The 17,093-nt window shown below is 64.0% G+C and carries 12 protein-coding genes; 5 read left to right on the forward strand and 7 right to left on the reverse strand.

Annotation, left to right across the window (positions count from 1 at the left end):
• Positions 1–4 precede the first annotated feature (4 nt).
• Positions 5–955 carry an acetyl-CoA carboxylase carboxyl transferase subunit alpha gene (gene accA, locus BN1124_RS04610; protein WP_042639610.1) on the forward strand — a complete coding sequence of 317 codons (951 nt, stop codon included), beginning with the start codon at positions 5–7 and terminating at the stop codon, positions 953–955.
• 87 nt (positions 956–1,042) lie between these two features.
• On the opposite strand, the gene BN1124_RS04615 is transcribed toward accA, so the two are convergent.
• Both BN1124_RS04615 and BN1124_RS04620 read right to left on the reverse strand, forming a co-directional pair.
• Positions 1,043–2,449 carry an MATE family efflux transporter gene (locus BN1124_RS04615; protein WP_042639611.1) on the reverse strand — a complete coding sequence of 469 codons (1,407 nt, stop codon included), beginning with the start codon at positions 2,447–2,449 and terminating at the stop codon, positions 1,043–1,045.
• Between the two features lie 107 nt (positions 2,450–2,556).
• Positions 2,557–3,462, reverse strand: a complete 906-nt coding sequence (locus tag BN1124_RS04620) for a LysR family transcriptional regulator (protein WP_042639612.1) — start codon at positions 3,460–3,462, stop codon at positions 2,557–2,559.
• A gap of 500 nt (positions 3,463–3,962) precedes the next feature.
• Between BN1124_RS04620 and BN1124_RS04625 the strand changes: the two genes are divergently transcribed.
• Positions 3,963–5,258 carry an HAAAP family serine/threonine permease gene (locus tag BN1124_RS04625; RefSeq protein WP_042639614.1) on the forward strand — a complete coding sequence of 432 codons (1,296 nt, stop codon included), beginning with the start codon at positions 3,963–3,965 and terminating at the stop codon, positions 5,256–5,258.
• A 134-nt stretch (positions 5,259–5,392) separates the two neighbouring features.
• Complete coding sequence (gene yjeH, locus BN1124_RS04630) at positions 5,393–6,679, forward strand: L-methionine/branched-chain amino acid transporter (RefSeq protein WP_042639616.1); 1,287 nt, start codon at positions 5,393–5,395, stop codon at positions 6,677–6,679.
• Positions 6,680–6,732: 53 nt separating this feature from the next.
• Here yjeH and BN1124_RS04635 read toward each other — a convergent pair whose 3' ends face one another.
• From BN1124_RS04635 to BN1124_RS04650, 4 genes are all read right to left on the reverse strand, one after another.
• Positions 6,733–7,272 carry a GNAT family N-acetyltransferase gene (locus BN1124_RS04635; protein ID WP_042639618.1) on the reverse strand — a complete coding sequence of 180 codons (540 nt, stop codon included), beginning with the start codon at positions 7,270–7,272 and terminating at the stop codon, positions 6,733–6,735.
• Positions 7,273–7,338: 66 nt separating this feature from the next.
• Positions 7,339–9,069, reverse strand: coding sequence for an ABC-F family ATP-binding cassette domain-containing protein (locus BN1124_RS04640; protein WP_042639620.1), 1,731 nt, complete (start codon positions 9,067–9,069; stop codon positions 7,339–7,341).
• Positions 9,070–9,455: 386 nt separating this feature from the next.
• Positions 9,456–9,893 carry a PliI family lysozyme inhibitor of I-type lysozyme gene (locus tag BN1124_RS04645; RefSeq protein ID WP_033132603.1) on the reverse strand — a complete coding sequence of 146 codons (438 nt, stop codon included), beginning with the start codon at positions 9,891–9,893 and terminating at the stop codon, positions 9,456–9,458.
• A 113-nt stretch (positions 9,894–10,006) separates the two neighbouring features.
• Positions 10,007–12,040 (reverse strand): M13 family metallopeptidase, encoded by a 2,034-nt coding sequence (locus tag BN1124_RS04650; RefSeq protein ID WP_042639622.1) that lies wholly within the window; start codon positions 12,038–12,040, stop codon positions 10,007–10,009.
• Between the two features lie 271 nt (positions 12,041–12,311).
• On the opposite strand from BN1124_RS04650, the gene tilS reads away from it, so the two are divergent.
• On the forward strand, positions 12,312–13,649 hold the full coding sequence (tilS, locus tag BN1124_RS04655; RefSeq protein WP_042639624.1) for a tRNA lysidine(34) synthetase TilS: 1,338 nt from the start codon (positions 12,312–12,314) through the stop codon (positions 13,647–13,649).
• A 173-nt stretch (positions 13,650–13,822) separates the two neighbouring features.
• Here the strand turns inward: tilS and BN1124_RS04660 are convergent, their stop codons facing one another.
• Positions 13,823–14,716: a GGDEF domain-containing protein gene (locus BN1124_RS04660; RefSeq protein WP_042640840.1), complete on the reverse strand. Its 894-nt coding sequence runs from the start codon at positions 14,714–14,716 to the stop codon at positions 13,823–13,825.
• 414 nt (positions 14,717–15,130) lie between these two features.
• Between BN1124_RS04660 and BN1124_RS04665 the strand changes: the two genes are divergently transcribed.
• Positions 15,131–17,083 carry a cation:proton antiporter domain-containing protein gene (locus BN1124_RS04665; RefSeq protein ID WP_042639626.1) on the forward strand — a complete coding sequence of 651 codons (1,953 nt, stop codon included), beginning with the start codon at positions 15,131–15,133 and terminating at the stop codon, positions 17,081–17,083.
• Positions 17,084–17,093: the final 10 nt, after the last annotated feature.

Here is a 17,093-nt window from a genome sequence, read left to right on the forward strand (position 1 = left end):
CCCTATGAGTCTTTTTCTGGATTTTGAACAGCCGATCGCCGAATTGCAGGCGCAGATCGATGAACTTCGCCATGTGAGCGAGCATAACAATGCCGTGGATCTGAGCGAAGACATTCGCCGGCTGGAGAAGAAAAACGAAGAGCTGACCAAGAAGATCTTCGGCGATCTGGGGGCCTGGCAGGTATCCCAGATGGCGCGTCATCCCCAGCGCCCCTACACCCTCGACTACATCGAGCAGATCTTCACCGACTTCGACGAACTGGCTGGCGATCGCGCCTATGCCGATGACAAGGCCATCGTCGGCGGCATCGCCCGTCTCGACGGCGAGCCCGTGATGATCATCGGCCACCAGAAGGGTCGCGAGACCAAGGAGAAGATCAAGCGCAACTTCGGCATGCCGCGCCCGGAAGGGTACCGCAAGGCCCTGCGCCTGATGGAGATGGCCGAGCGCTTCAAGATGCCGATCATCACCTTCATCGACACCCCTGGTGCCTATCCAGGCGTGGGTGCCGAGGAGCGTGGCCAGTCCGAGGCCATCGCCCGCAACCTGAAGGTCATGGCCGGTCTGACCGTGCCGGTGGTCTGCACCGTCATCGGTGAAGGCGGCTCCGGCGGCGCCCTGGCCATCGGCGTTGGCGATCGCGTCAACATGCTGCAGTACTCCACCTACTCCGTCATCTCGCCGGAAGGTTGCGCCTCCATCCTGTGGAAGAGTGCCGACAAGGCACCGGTGGCCGCCGATGCCATGGGCATCACGGCCCAGCGTCTGAAAGAGCTGAAACTCATCGACAACATCGTCGAGGAGCCGCTCGGTGGCGCCCACCGCGATGTGGAGAAGATGGCCAAGGGCCTCAAGGCCCGCATCAAGCAGGATCTGGATGCCTTGCGTCCGCTGGACAGCGAGCAACTGCTGGAGCAGCGCTACCAGCGTCTGCTGGGTTACGGCTACTGCTGATCCCGTCGGCAGTGCGAGCCAAGAAAAAGTCCCCGCCATGCGGGGACTTTTTTTATGGGCAATCTTGGTGAGGCGAGGCAGCGGGTCTTATCCCGGAGTGACCCCCTGGCGTTGCCGGGTGGTCAAGGGGCCGGGTCGTCTGGCTGTGCTGGCCGGGGCCAGGGCGCGCCACTCTCGCCACAGCAGGTAGCACAGCGGCAGGGCCAGCAGCAGTATGCTGGCGGGCTGAGCCAGCAGCACACCGTCACGGCCCCACCAGAGCGGCAGCAGGGTGATCATCGGCAGCAGCAGCAGGGTCTTGCCAAGGGAGAGCACCAGCGCCTGGCGGGTACGGGCCATGGATTGCAGCAGCACTATGCCAAACAGCAGCACCCCCTCCAGCGGAATGGCGGCCAGGTTGAGGGTCAGGCTGCGCACCGCCGCCGCCAGCAGCTCGGGATCCTGAACGCCGGTATAGAGCATGGCGACCTGGCGTGGCAACAGCTGGATCAGCAGCCAGACCGCCATGCCGTAAATCACCGTGATCTTGAGCCCCATCATCATCAGGAATCGCAGATCCCGGTGTCGCCCAGCCCCTGCCGCCTGGCCGATGAGGGGCTGAATGCCGAACGCCAACCCCTGCAGGATCACCACGAACACCGCCTCCGTGTAGCCGGCCACGGTGAAACCGGCCAGATCCTTGACCGAGCCGTGGACCATCAGCTGGCTGTTGTGCAGCAGCAACAAGAGCCCCAGGTTGAACTGGGCGATGAGGCTCGGCAGGCCGCAGAACAGCAGGCTTGGCATGGCGCCGACCCTGGGCAGCAGCATGGACGGGGAGAGCCGCAGGCGGGCATAGGGGGTGAAGAAGTACCCGAGTCCGAGCAGGCTGACCACCGCCTCGGAGATGAGCGTCGCCTGGGCGGTGCCCACCAGTCCCAGCCCCAGCCGACCGACCATGAGGTAGTTGAGGAGGATGTTGAGCACGGCGCCGCTGCTGACCAGGATCATGGCGAGCCTGGGGCGCCCGTCATTGCGCAGCAGATAGGGTACCGCCAGGTTGGCGGCCAGCAGCAGGGTACCGCCACCAATCCAGGTGAGGTAGTCGCTGGCCTGTTGCCAGATGGCCGAGCCTGGCTCGATTCCCAGCGCGAGCAGGATGTCGCCGTGCCAGTGGTGCAGCAGCAGCGGCGCGATCGCGCCCAGGATCAGCACCAGCCAGAGGACATTGACCAGGGTCTGGCGGGCCGACGTTAACTGCCTGGCCCCTTGCTGGAGGGAGATGGTGGTGGCGGCCCCCATGGCGAGCATGGCGGCGAGGCCGATCAGCACCATGATGACCGGATAGACCAGGTTGATGCCGGCGAGGCCGGCGGCCCCCACGTAGTGGCCGACGAAGATGCCATCGACCAGGTAATAGGCGCCGGAGACCAGCATGGCGAGGATGGAAGGGAGCGCGTAGCCCCAGAAGCGCCGGGTCATGGCCCGCGGGCGTTGGATGAAATAGGCTGACATGTCTGTGCTTCTCACCGAATGCAGGGATCGAAGCCACAGTGTAGATTGTCACATTTTAATTGATAATCCGGCTTTTACTTTATGAATTACTGAGTGTAACTCATCAATCAAGACTGGCGATGGTGCGCCTTCAACATGTCGATCAGGGCTCGCAGGCCGCTGCCGAGCTGGTGGCGACTGGGATAGAAGAGATTGAAACCGGCAAAAACGGGGCTCCAGGGGGCCAGCACCGTCACCAGCCGACCCGCCGCCAACGCCTCCTTCACCTCCTCCTCGTAGCAATAGGCCAGCCCCAATCCCGCCTCGGCTGCCCCCAGATAGAGCGCCGGGGTGCTGGTGGTGAGGGGCCCGCTCACCTCTATCTCCAGCAACTCGTCGTCGGCGGCGAAGGCCCAGCGATAGTGGTGATGGGGCGTGAGGCGATACCCAATGCAATCATGCTGGGTCAGCTCGGACGGGTGGTGGGGTGTGCCACGACGAGCAAGATAATCAGGTGATCCCACTACCAGATAGCGGTGCAGCGGGCCAAGCGGCACCGCGATCATCTCCTTGGGCAAGAGGTCGCCATAGAAGAGGGCGGCGTCGTAGCCATCCTCGATGAGACGGGGCATCAGCTCCTGCTCCACCACTTCCACCTGCATGCGCGGATAGCGGATCAGATAGTCGATCAGTACCGGGGCCAGCAGATCGTGGATGGCGGCGCGCGGCGCGCAGATCTTCAATCTACCGACCGGTTCATCGCCGTGGCGGGTCAACTCCTCGAGGGCCCCCTCCAGTTGGCTCAGGGTCGGCAGCAGTTGTGCCAGCAGCCGTTGGCCGGCGTCGGTCGCTACCACGGCTCTGGTGCTGCGATTGAGCAACCTGACACCCAGACGACGCTCAAAACCTTTGAGGGAGTGACTCAGGGCCGAGGCCGAGACCCCGAGCTCGAGCGCCGCCTTGCTGAAACTCTGATGGCGGGCGACGGCGGCAAATACCGCGAGTTCGGCGAGGTCGGTGCGGGTGATGGTCATCGTAATTAAGCAAAGGGGAGGGGGAAAACTAGGGTACGCCATGGCAGGACGGGACACAATCAGCACGCTAAAACGGAACTTGTGAACGAATTGTTGTTGCCCTCAGGCCATAGAATCCAGTGAAACAAATTTGATTTGTTAAAAAAATCTAACAAATCGGCGCCTGCAATGTGATCTTGCGCGATTGAAAGGCGACTGGAGTCAAACTTTGGTTGATTAATTCAAAAAAACGCTGTGATTAATAGCCCCTTTTAATTAGAGTCAGCCCATCGAATGAGGTGGTCGTTGCGAAGTTGTTAAAAAGGCGCGCGACACACATCAGCATCACGATCTCATACCTTCGTTTGTTGCGATTTGGTTGCCACAAGGAGTGATGGCCCGATTGCCGGGGTGTGAGAGTTAAAAGGACGAAGAGCAGGCGTTCCAGGGAGATGGAACCGGGCCCATGGCCCACACCCGACTAGTAAGATTCCACTTTCCTTGATGACAGGAACAACCCTATGTCTGACATGAATATTGCAGTTGAAGGCAGCTTAGCCAGTAATGCATCTTCCCGTGGCATCAACAAGGCCGATCTGGTCTGGATGCTGGGCCTGTACGGTACCGCCATCGGTGCCGGTGTCCTCTTCCTGCCGATCAACGCCGGTGTCGGTGGTCTGTGGCCGCTGGTGGCCATGCTGGTCCTGGCCCTGCCGCTGACCTTCTTCGCACACCGCGGCCTGACCCGCTTCGTGCTGTCCGGCTCCACCCGTGATGGCGACATCACCGAGGTGGTGGAAGAACACTTCGGCAAGACCGCAGGCAAGTTCATCACCCTGCTCTACTTCTTCGCCATCTACCCGATCCTGTTGATGTACTCTGTTGCCATCACCAACACGGTCGAGAGCCTGATGGTGCACCAGCTGGGCATGTCTGCTCCGCCCCGTGCCATCCTGTCGCTGGTGCTGATCCTGGGTCTGATGGCGATCGTTCGTCTCGGCGGCCAGGTCATCGTCAAGGCGATGAGCGTGATGGTGTTCCCGTTCGTCATCACCCTGATGGGTCTGGCACTCTACCTGATCCCCCATTGGAATGGTGCCATCATCACCGAAGCGCCGGCCCTGTCCGATGCCTTCAACGGTGACTTCATCAAGACCCTGTGGCTGGCGATCCCGGTAATGGTGTTCTCCTTCAACCACTCCCCGATCATCTCCTCCTTCGCGGTGGACAACAAAGGCCGCTACGGCGAGAACGCCGAGAAGAAGTGCAGCAACATCCTGCTGGGCGCCCACGTCATGATGGTCATGACAGTGATGTTCTTCGTGTTCAGCTGCGTACTGAGCCTGTCCCCGGCCGACCTGGCTGCCGCCAAGGAACAGAACATCTCCATCCTGTCCTACCTGGCCAACCACTTCGACAACCCGGTTATCGCCACCGTAGCACCGCTGATCGCCCTGGTCGCCATCAGCAAGTCCTTCCTGGGTCACTACCTGGGTGCACAAGAAGGCATGAACGGCCTGATGGCCAAGGCACTGCGTGAGAAGGGCAAGAAGGTCGAGATCAAGCAGCTCAACAAAGTGACCGCTATCTTCATGATCCTGACCACCTGGGCCATCGCCACCATCAACCCGAGCATCCTCGGCATGATCGAAGACCTGGGCGGCCCCATCATCGCGATGCTGCTGTTCCTGATGCCGATGTACGCCATCACCAAGGTGCCTGCCATGCGCAAATACGCTGGCAACATCAGCAACGGCTTCGTGACCCTGATTGGCCTGATCGCCATGTCCGGCATCATCTACAAGCTGATTGCCTGATAACAAAGCAAAACCTTGTGAGAAAGCCGCCTCGAAAGAGGCGGCTTTTTTTATGGGAGCACGATAGCCCTTAACAAGCGCGTGATGGCGGCCTAACATGGCGGGATGTTTTTTTGAGTCGGGACAAAAGGAATATGTCTGCGTTGAAAAAAGAGCTCGGGCTCTGGCAGGGGATGGGGCTGCTCGCCACCTCCCTGCTCGGTACCGGGATCTTTGTGGTACCGGCGACCGCGGCGTCGCTGGCGGGGGGCGCCTCGCTCTGGGCCTGGGTGTTGCTGATCGTGCTGGTGCTGCCCATCGCCTTCACCTTCGCCCGCCTCGGCCGCCGCTACCCTCATGCCGGCGGTGCGCCGCACCTCATCGGCCTAGCCTTTGGCAACGGCGCCGAGCGCTTCTCCGCCTTCCTGTTCCTGGCGGTGCTGCCGGTGGGCTTGCCCGCCGCCCTCACCATAGCCGCCGGCTTCTGGCATGCCCTGTTTGACATGGGGGAGTGGACCCTGTGGGGCATTCAGCTGCTGACCCTGCTCGGGGTATTCTTGCTCGGCCTGCGCGGCGCGCGCTCCTCGGGCAACCTGCAACTGCTGATCGCCCTGGCCATCCTGGGGCTGACCCTGCTCATCTGGTTCAAGGGGGATCTCGGCTGGCGCGATGCCGCCCAGCCGCTGCCGACCGAGGCGCAGTGGCCCGCCATGGGCACGGCGCTGGCGGTGATGTTCTGGTGCTTCGTGGGGCTGGAAGCCTTCGCCCACATGGGGGAGGAGTTCAAGCGCCCAGAGCGGGATTACCCCTTGGCACTGCTCGGCGGCGTGCTGCTGGCGGGGCTCATCTACTGGATCCACTCCCTGGTGGTGCTGAAATACGGCCTCTACGGGGACGAGGCGACCAATGCCACCGCCATCCCGGCCCTGCTGTCGCTGCTGTTCGGGCCGACCGCCAAGTGGCTGGTGGCGATCCTGGGTTATCTCTCCTGTTTTGCCAGCATCAACATCTATCTGCAGGGCTTTGCGCGCCTGATCTGGAGCATGGCGCGGGAGGGCAAACTGCCGGTCTCCCTCTCCCGCCTCTCGGCCCGGGGGGCGCCGCTGGTGGCCCTGTGCTGGGTGCTCGTCATCTGCCTCATCTCCATCACCCTGATCCTCTGGCTCAAGCTGCCGCTCGATGAGCTCATCCGCTATGCCAACGGCAACTTCGTGCTGGTCTATCTGCTCTGCATGGCGGCGGGCTGGCGCCTGCTCGGCGGCATGGGCAAGGGGCTGGCGGGGCTCAGCGTACTGCTCTGCCTCGCCGTGCTGGTGGCGCTCGCCTCCCAGGTGCTCTACGCCGTGCTGCTGAGCGCGGGTTACGGCCTGTTCTCCCTGTGGCGGCGCATGCGTCGCCGTCGGCGCCTGCACGATGAGGGCAGCCTCTCCGCCATCAAGTAACCCCAGTCGGCAACCCGATAGCAAAAGCCCCGCAGTGCGGGGCTTTTTGTTGGCTACTGATTGCCTGGCAGGTCACTGCGCAAGATGGCGTATTGGTGCAGGGAGATGAAGCCACCGGCCTTGATTTCGCACTCCCGCGCCGTGCCTTCATAGTGAAAACCGGCCCGCTCGAGCAGGCGCGCCGAGGGGGTATTGGGCTCCTCGACCACCGCCAGCAGTCGATGCAGATCCGTGGTGTGGTAGATCAGGGCCAGCGCCTGCCGCAGGGCCTCGCCCATGATCCCCTTGCCCCAGTATTCGGGATAGAGCCAGTAGCCGAGCTCGGCGCACTTGTGGCGCGGGTCGGCGTCGTTGTAGCCGATGGCCCCCATTGGCTCATGGGTATCCGGGTTGCGGATCAGGAACCAGGCGCCGCTGCCGGTCCGGGTTATTTCGGCGTACCAGTCCATCTGTTCCTCGCAGGCCGCGAGGCTGTGGTAACTGACGCCGTAGTAGGCGATGACGTCGGGATCCGACAGGCCGCGATAGATGTGGATCAGATCGCTGGCCTGGATGGGGCTTAGCTTCAGGGTCGCCGTTGATGGGTGTGACATGGGTGTCTCCTGGCGGCCACTGCTGGCCGCCTTGGGTTAATGGGGTAGATGGAACGGGTGGGGGGATCAGCACTCGTTGAGGCCAAGATGCGCGGTAAGCTGGTGCAATTCGTCGCGCCATACCTGTTGCAGTCTTGGAGTCTGGTGCTTGGGCCTGCGGGCGAGATCGGCGGCCAGCAAGGCCTCCAGCTCATACCAGCGCGCCAGCTGCGCCTCTTCGTCATCCCCGGCCCCGCTCGGCTGCTCGGCGGCCGCGTCGGGCGAATCGCTCACCTTGTCCTCTTCTTGCGTGCCGAGCAGTTCGGCATAGGCCCGCTCGGCGCTGTGCGCCTCGTGGATCCACCCGTCTCGTATCAGCCAGAAGCGGTTGCAACTGCGCTCGATCAGATCCCGGTCGTGGGAGATCAGCAAGACCCCGCCGGCAAACTGAAGCAGGGCCTCGGCCAGCTCCTCCTTGCCCTCCAGATCCAGGTGGTTGGTGGGCTCATCGAGCCAGAGCAGATGATGATTGGCCAGCGACAGGGCGAGAAACAGCAGTCTGGCCCGCTCGCCACCACTCAAGGCCTGCACCTGCTGGCCGTGCCTGGAGTAGGGGAAGCCCGCGCGGATCAAGGCCTGGCGCAGCGTCACCCCCGGCAGGGGTGCCAGGGAGTAGAGGGCGTCGGTCAGGCTGGCGCCATCGTCGAGCTGCTGCAGGGCCTGATCGTAGTAGGCGATGCTGGCACCGGGGTGGTGGTACCAGCCCTCGGGTGGCACTTGCTCGCAAAGCTCGCGCCAGCACTGGCGCAGCAGAGAGGACTTGCCCGTGCCGTTGGCGCCGAGCAAGGCGACCCTGTCCCCCGAGCGGAGCCTGAGCCCCTCGGCTCGCAGCAAGGGGGGCAGTCCGGGGGCCGGACGCACCTCGAGCGCCTCCAGCCGCAGCAGGGCGTCGGCTTGCAGCCCCAGCCCGTGCAGCTCGAGCCGCCAGGGGGCACCGGCGCCAACCTGGCTCTGCTCCTCCTGCAGCCGGACGATGCGTTTCTCCATGGACTTGGCCTGGCGCACCAGCTTCTCGTTGTCGTGCTCCCGCCCCCAGATGGCGAGCCGCTTGCTGCTGGCACTCAGTCTGTCTATCTCCTTCTGCTCGTCGGCCCGGCGCTGGCGGGCATTGTCGTCCTCCTCGGCCAGCGCCACCCTGGCCTGACTGCAGGGCAGGGCGAAACGATAGAGCCGCCTGTCCCGCAGGATGAGGGTGTCGCTGGTCACCCGATCGAGCAGACGAGCGTCGTGGGAGACCAGCACCAGGGCGCCGCGCCAGCCCAGCAGGAAGCGCTCGAGCCAGAGCAGGGAGGGCAGATCCAGGTGGTTGCTGGGCTCGTCGAGCAGCAGCAGGTTGGGTTGGCGCAGCAGGGCGCGCCCTATCTGCAAGCGGCTGTGCTGGCCACCGCTCAGGGCACTGACCGGCACTGCCGCCTGTTCGCTCAGTTGCAGTTCGGTCAGCATCTTGTCCACCTGCCAGTCTAGGCCGGGGTCGAATGCCAGGGTTTCTGCCAGCACGTCGCGGGTACTGAGTGTCTGCAACTGCGCGGGCAGATGCTGGGACACGAACTCGCAGCGGCAGGGGGCGGCTCTGTGTATGCGTCCGTCATGGGGCGGGATCTGGCCGGCCAGCAGGGCGAGCAGGGTGCTCTTGCCACTGCCATTGGCGCCGATGAGGCCGATGCGATCGCCGCTCTGGATGCTGAGTTCGAGGCCGTCGAATAAGGGAAGGTGTCCTGCAGTCATCTGCAGGGAGTGGGTACTCATCAGGGTTGTCATGCTCTTGCTCTCTTAAATCACGGGATCGGAGATCCCTGTCATCAGGAGCGCTGGCGACAACGGTCGAGAAAGGTCTCGGTTTGAAAGGAGTCGGCTTTGCTCGAACCCGCTATCGCAGCGCGATGGTGTGCAGGCAAGAGCACTCGAATGTGCCGAACAGGCGGGCCGAGAACATCGGACACGCTTGGATAACCATTTTTTACCTCCTTGTGTTTCGTTATGGCAATGTGCGGCGATTATAGGCGGAGAAAAAATAGCCGTCTATCGAGGGATGGGGGGGTATCGGGTTGTGATGAGGGGATCTGGTCGTGAAAAGGAGCCTTCATCGCGGCCGCCGGAAAAACAAGAGCCCCGCGGGGCGGGGCTCTTTTCGCAGCGGTGCGGGATCAGTCGCGCGGGGTCTTGAGCGCCTGGATTAGGTCCTCGCCCGGGGCCAGTCCCTCCACATGGTTGAAGCTGTCGAGCCCCTCCTGTGGGTTGATGGTGAAGGCATCGGCGCTGCGATAGCTGCCGCTGCCGGCGCTCTCGACGATGACGATGAGCTCGGGCTGTTTGTCACCGTTGAGATCCTGCAGCTTCAGCTCCTTGATGCTGCCATCCCGCGGCAGCACCTTGCCGTCGATGAACTGATCGAGGGGAAACTCGGGGTTGGCACCGGAGTAGAGGCGCACGTCGTAGCTGCCGGTGGAGGCAGGCTCGCCGCGCCCTTCGCTGACGGTGATCACCTGGCCGGAGGGCAGCGTCAGCTGTTTGAAGAGACCGTCCGCCGCTTGTGTGGTCAGTGGCAGGCTAAGCAGACCGAGAGTAATAAATAAGGCTTTCATGGATGTGACCCTTGTTGCTGCTATTGATGGCGGGGACTGGGTCCCCGCCGTATACCGGCCCTCGACAGGGACGCCGACAGCCTCTGCTGAGCCGCGCCTTGTCGAGTGCCTCATTACCATATCTTGACTCGCTTGGCCGGGTCCAGATAGAGCTTGTCACCCGGCTGTATGTTGAACGCCTCATAGAAGGCGGGGATGTTCGGCACCACGCCGTTGACCCGGTATTCGGGCGGGGAGTGGGGATCCGAGGAGAGCAGCATCTGCATCAGCTCGGGTCTGTACATTCCCTTCCACACCTGGGCCCAGCCGAGGAAGAAGCGCTGCTCGCCGGTGAAGCCGTCAAGCACCGGGGCCTCCTTGCCATCGAGGGACAGCAGGTAGGCCTTGTGGGCTATGGTGAGGCCGCCGAGATCGCCGATGTTTTCCCCCAGGGTAAACTGGCCGTTGACGTACTGACCCTTGATGGGCTCGAAGCGGTTGTACTGGGCCACCAGCCGGCTGGTACGGAAGCGGAATTCCTTGAGATCCTGCGGCGTCCACCAGTCGCGCATCAGACCGTTGCCGTCTGACTTGGCCCCCTGATCGTCGAAGCCGTGGCCCATCTCGTGGCCTATCACCCCGCCGATGGCGCCGTAGTTGACCGCATCATCCGCCGTCATGTCGAAGAAGGGCGGCTGCAGTATGGCGGCCGGGAACACTATCTCGTTGTTGCTCGGGTTGTAGTAGGCATTCACCGTCTGCGGCGACATGTGCCACTCATCCCTGTCTACCGGCTTGCCGAGGCGCGCCAGGTTGTCGGCATATTCGAAGGCGCGGGCCCGCTGCAGGTTGCCCATCAGATCATCGGGCCGGATCTCGATGGCGCTGTAATCCTTCCACTTGTCCGGGTAGCCGATCTTGGGCCTGAACTTGGCCAGTTTTTCCAGCGCCTGGGCCTTGGTGGCCGGCGACATCCAGTCCAGCTCCTGGATGCTCTGGCCGTAGGCGGTGCGCAGGTTCTCCACCAGCTGCTCCATGCGGGCCTTGGCCTCTGGCGGGAAGTAGCGCTCCACGTAGAGCTGGCCGACCGCTTCGCCCAGGTTGTTGTCCAGCACGCCGAGGGCGCGCTCCCAGGGGGCCCGCTGCTTGGGAGTGCCGCTCAGGGTGGTGCCGTAGAAGGCGAAGTTCTGGGCATCGGTCTGGCTGTCGAGATAGGGGGCGTAATCGGTGATGAGGTGCCACTTGAGGTAGGCTTGCCAGTCACCGATCGGGGTTTGGCGCATCAGGCCATCCAGGGCCGTCAGGTAGCTCGGCTGACCGATGACCAGGCTGCTTTGATCGGCGAGGCCGGCCTGGTTGAGATAGGCGTCCCAGTCGATGCTGGGGGAGAGGCGTTTGAGCTCGCTCACCGGCCCCTTGTTGTAGTTCTTCTCCCGATCCCGCAGGGCCACGTTGTCCCACTGGATGCGGGCGATCTGGGTCTCGAGGGCCAGGATGCGCTTGGCCTTGGCCCCCGCATTCACCTCGCCGAAGCGGCTCAGCATGGCGGTGATATGCTGTTCGTATTTCTGGCGCAGGGCCTCACTGGCCGCATCCGTCTTGAGGTAATAGTCCCTGTCCGGCAGGCCGAGACCGGATTGAGAGAGGTAGACCGCATAGCTGTCCGGCGCCTTGGCGTCGGCGCCTATCCAGAAACCGAAGGGGGCATCACCGCCGGTGCGACCGGCCTGGGCGAAGGCCCTGGCCAGCGCACTCTTGTCGCGGATCTGGTCGATGTCGCCGAGCAGGGGCAGCAGCGGGGCCGAGCCTCTGGCATCCCGGGTCCCCTGATCCAGATAGCTCCGGTAGAGATCGTGGATCTGCTGGGCCGGGGTGCCGGGGGCTGCCGACTTGCCGTCCAGCCCCTCCACCAGCACGCGTACATCGGCCAGGGATTTGTCCCGCAGCATGTAGAAGGCGCCGTCGGCGGGCCTGTCGTCCGGGATCTTGGCGGTGCCGAGCCAGTGGCCGTTCACGTAGCGGAAGAAGTCGTCGCCGGGTTTGACCTTGGTATCCATGTTGGCCAGCGCGAGGCCGGAATGCTTGTTGCCGTTGTCCGGTGCCTGACTACAACCGGCCAGCAGGGCCAGCCCGATGAGGCCAGCCAGTATGCTCTTCTTATTGTTCATTCTGCTTGATTCCAATTCGGGTTATTCAGTTTCCCTGGCATGCCGGGAGGAGGCTCACTCTAGCAGCCGGATCGGGGCTTGATAAGCCCGACGCCGCCAGGCACTCGCCTCTGGTGTGCGATCAGGCCCTGCTCCGGGTGAAGGCACCGCTCGGAATTCTCCCTTATTGGTATAAACTCCGGTGCCTGTGGGGATCGAAAGCGGGTTGACGATCTCCCGTGATCGTTCGTGAGCAGGGGCCAGGTTCGGCCCGGCTATGTTGGGGAAGCCAATGATTTCTCGTATGTATTCTCGCTTTTGTCAGACTCTGCCAGCGCCGGAAGGTTCCAATGGCGTGCTGGTGGCCTTCAGTGGCGGGCTCGACTCCACCGTCTTGCTGGTGCTGGCGGCGCAATTTGCCCGCGAGCAGGGGCTCCGGCTGCGCGCCCTGCACGTGCACCACGGCCTGAGCCCCCATGCCGATGCCTGGGTGCGCCACTGCGAAGGGGTCTGTCAGCAACTGGCGGTGCCGCTCATCGTCGAGTGGGTGACCCTGGAGCGTGGCAACGGCGAGAGCCTGGAGGCGCAGGCGCGCAAGGTGCGCTACCAGCGCCTCGCCGCCCGGCTGGGAGAGGGGGAGTGGCTGCTCACCGCCCACCATCAGGACGATCAACTGGAGACTCTGTTGCTGGCCCTCAAGCGCGGCGCCGGCTTGCGGGGGCTGGCGGGGATAGTGCCGAACCAGCCGTTTGCCGCCGGCCGCCTGCTGCGCCCGCTGCTCGAGGTGAGCCGCGACGAGCTGGCGGAGCTGGCCGCCAGTCTGCCTTATGGCTGGGTGGAGGATGAGAGCAATCAGGACACCGAATACGATCGCAACTTCCTGCGCCAGACGCTTATCCCGCAGCTCAAGGCGCGCTGGCCCGCCATGGCCCAGACGGCGGCCCGCAGCATGGCGCTGTGCGCCGAGCAAGAGGCGTTGATCACCGAGCTGGCGGAGGCCGACTGGCAGGGGGCCGGAGAGGGAGAGTCGCTGCACATAGCGCCGCTGCTGGCCCTGTCCCCTGTGCGGCGCAATAACCTGCTGCGCCACTGGATCCGCCTGCAGGGGGAGGAGATGCCGTCGCGGGAGCTGCTCGGCCTGCTCTGGCAGGAGGTGGCGCTGGCGCGGGAGGATGCCAACCCCTGCCTGAGTCTGAAGGGGCGGGATTGCCGCCGTTTTCAGGGGCGGCTCTATCTGGTGCGGCCGGGCTTGTTGCCGCGCCAGGAGGTGCTGCCCATCCGGATCGGCGAGACTATCTCATTGCCGGACGAGCTGGGGCTGATCAGCCTGCTGTCGTGCGCGGCGGGGGAGGGGTTGCGTCTGCCGCGGGAGGACGAGCCGCTCACGGTGCGCTTCGGGGTGGCGGCGGGCAGCATGCTCAAACCCGTGGGGCGCGGCGGTAGCCGGCGACTCAAGAAGCTGCTGCAAGAATACGGGGTGCCCTCCTGGCAGCGGGGCCGCATTCCCATCCTCTATTACGGCGAGCAGGTGGCGGCGATGGCGGGGCTCTTCATCTGTGACGGTTTTCTGGCGCCAAGGGGCGGCATCGACTTGCACTGGCAACGAGCTATCACCCCCGACAACCTGTAAGCCACATCCTGTCACGGCGGCGAGCCCGCGATGCTGGCCTTCTTGGGGGCATGGAAAGGGGCATCTGCCGGTGGAACGATACGCCCTTCGATCTGGAATGAGGTTTAGTCGATCATCCCGGTTTTCTTGCGGGCATGGAAAGGGGCATCCACGCCCCTCGAGATGGCATGACGTCAGTCGATCATCCCGGCCTTCTTGCGAGCATAGAGGTGGGCATCCGCCGACTCGTACAGGCTCTGCACGTCCAGCCCCGAGTGCCAGCTGGCGGCCCCCAGGCTGCAGCCCACCGCGAAGGCGCTGAGCTCCTTGTGGCTGTGCAGCACATGTTGCAGCCGCAGCCAGACCGGGCGCCAGGCTTCGGGCTCGGCCGGTTGCAACAGCAGGGCGAACTCGTCACCCCCGAGGCGAAACGCCTGATCCGTGCTGCGGATGCAGCCGGTGAGCAGCTGGGCGAAGCGGCTGAGCACCAGATCCCCCACCGGATGACCCCAGGTGTCGTTCACCTGCTTGAACCTGTCCAAGTCCAGCAACACCAGCACCAGACCATGGGACTCCCGGCAGTGCTGCTCTACCGCGCGGCCGATGGCCTCGTCGAAATAGGAGCGATTGCCGAGGCCGGTCAGGTGATCGAGCCGCACCTGCTGCTCCAGCCCATCGAGGCGCAGATAGAGGGGCAGCGGCAGACTGAGCACCTGATGATACTGCTGCAGGATCCGCTGCTGGCTGCTGCTCATGGGCTGCTCCAGCTCGTATTGCAGCTGGCCGAGCCGCAGATCGTGCTGACCGCGCAGCTCGAAGCTGTAGCTGTGCAGCACCTGTCTGGCCTGGGGAGGGTGAGAGATGAGGGCGTGGGGCTGGCCGGCGTCAAAATGGAGTGACTGGATCCGGACAATGCTTGCCGCTCGCTCGGCAAAGATTGCCAGCAGTGCGCCCAGATCCCGTTGTGCCAACAACTGCTCGAGCAACAGGTTGCGATCCTGGCTGACCAGCGGCGTGAGCCGCTCCATCTGCTGGACCCACTGCTCTATGCCATGCCCGAAGCCATTCAATGACGATGTGTTTTCCACGTTGCAGCCCTTCAGCCTCTCCACTCATTGCCCCTTCACTTGCAATCCTTGTGCCCAAAATATGCGCGATGAGAAACAAGAGGCTAACTAGGCTTAATGAAATAAAAAGAGAGGAGAAAGGGGGCCATGGCCCCGGTGTTTTCCCCTCGGCTATCCCGCCGCAGGAGGGCTGCCGCTTCATCTCGCCCCGCAATATTTGACCGGCTAAGGGGAGGTGCGGGGTGGTTCACCGAACCCGTGATGGCGGGAGATGTCGCCGGAGGCAGTCCGTCTTGGCAGATCGAAGGGGTCGACGGGAGGCGAGAGGTGGAGGTGGTCCCGGACGTTTGATAGCGGGACATGCTGCCAGGTGACGGTAGATGGCAGTGTGTTATGTGGTTGGGTGTTGCGCCGGTAGAGGGAAAGGAGGGGAAAGTGTATGCAGACGTGCTGATCCTGCTGCTTGCCGCCGTCTTGTTGGTGGCGATTTTCCGGCGTCTCGGTCAGCCGGTGATCCTCGCCTACCTGTTTGCCGGCATGTTGCTCGGCCCCCACGGGGCGGCCATCGTCACCGGCCAGGCCATGATGCAGACTATAGGGGAGCTGGGGATCGTCTTCCTGATGTTCTCCCTCGGCCTCGAATTCTCGCTGCCAAGGCTGCTCTCCATGCGCAAGCTGGTGCTGGGGGTTGGCGGCCTGCAGGTGCTGCTCACCACCTCGCTGTTCTTCGGGCTCGCCTGGTGGTGGGGGCTGAGCCTGGCCCAGGCGCTGGTGGTGGCGGGCACCCTGGCGCTCTCCTCCACCGCCGTGGTGATCAAGCAGCTCGGCGAGCAGAAGCAGCTGCACACCCGGCGTGCCCAGCTCGGGGTGAGCGTCCTGCTGTTTCAGGATCTGGCGGTAGTGCCGCTGCTGGTGATGATCCCCATCCTGGCACGGCCCGAGGTGCAGGGCAGCGCCCTGCTGGTGGAGATCGCCTGGGCCTCCCTCAAGGGGCTGATCGCCCTGATCGTCCTGCTTGCCGTGGGCAAATGGCTGTTGCCCATGGTGTTTCACGAGGTGGCGCGGGCCCGCTCCGACGAGCTGTTCGTGCTCAGCGCCCTGCTGGTGGCCCTGCTCGCCGCCTCTCTCACCCAGTGGATGGGGCTCTCCATGGCCCTCGGCGCCTTCCTGGCCGGCATGATGCTGGGGGAGTCTCACTATCGCCACCAGCTCGAGGTCGACATCAAGCCGTTTCGGGACGTACTGATGGGGCTCTTCTTCATCACCATCGGCATGACCATGGATTGGCAGCTGGTGGCGCGTTTCTGGTGGCAGGTCATCGCCTGCGTGCTCGGGCTCATCCTGTTCAAGTCCCTGCTGGTGCTGCTGGCGGGCCGGCTGATGGGGGAGCGCAAGCGCGATGCGATGGCCGCTGGCATCATGCTGAGCCAGGTTGGCGAGTTCGGCTTCGTGCTGCTGGCGCTGGCGAGCCACCACGGCCTGCTCAGCCACCAGCAGGTCTCCCTGCTCATCGGCATCGGGGTCACCTCCATCGCCCTGACCCCCTGGCTGGTGCAGCAGGCGCAGGGGTTGGCCCACTCCCTCACCGACACGGCGCTGCTGTCGCGCTCCGAGGTCGCCCAGTCGGGCCTGAGCAAACACCAGCATGTGATCATCGCCGGTTTCGGCCGCACCGGCCAAACCTGTGCCCGCTTCCTGAAACTCGAGGAGCTGCCCTTCCTGGCGCTGGATCTCGACCCCGAGCGGGTGAGCGAGGCCAAGCTCGCGGGGGAGCAGGTGGCGTTCGGCGATGCCAGCCGGCGCGACATCCTGCTGGCGGCCGGCCTGATGCGGGCGCGGCTGGTGATCATCACCTTCGACGATCGCAAGCGGGTCGACGCCATGCTGATGCTGGTGCGGGAGCTGGCGAGCGGGGTCAAGGTGCTGGTGCGCACTCGGGATGACAGCTTCCTCGAGCACTACAAGCAGGGCGGGGCCTTCGAGGTGATCCCGGAATCCCAGGAGGGGGCCCTGATGCTGGTGTCCCACCTGCTGCTGAACTGCGACATCCCCATCGGCCGGGTGATACGGCGCATGGAGCACGAGCGCAGCAGTCAGTACCGCTTCCTGCACGGCTTCTACTGGGGGGATCAGAGCGCCAGCAATCTGGAGACGGATCAGCAGCTCGAGCGGCTGCACCCCGTGCTGCTGCACGATCAGGCCTGGGCGGTGGGGCGCCGGGTGCAGGAGCTGCCGCTCGGGGAGGTGCGGGTCAAGGCGGTTCATCGCGGGGAGCAGAGCCTCGAGGCCAGACCCGAGCTGCGGCTGGCCGCGGGGGACAGATTGGTGCTGTTTGGCAATGCGGTGGCCATGGAGCAGGCCGAGCAGCGGCTGCTGGAGGGTTACTAGGCTCCTTCCA

The organism is Aeromonas eucrenophila (assembly GCF_000819865.1).
Taxonomy (GTDB): Bacteria; Pseudomonadota; Gammaproteobacteria; order Enterobacterales; family Aeromonadaceae; genus Aeromonas; species Aeromonas eucrenophila.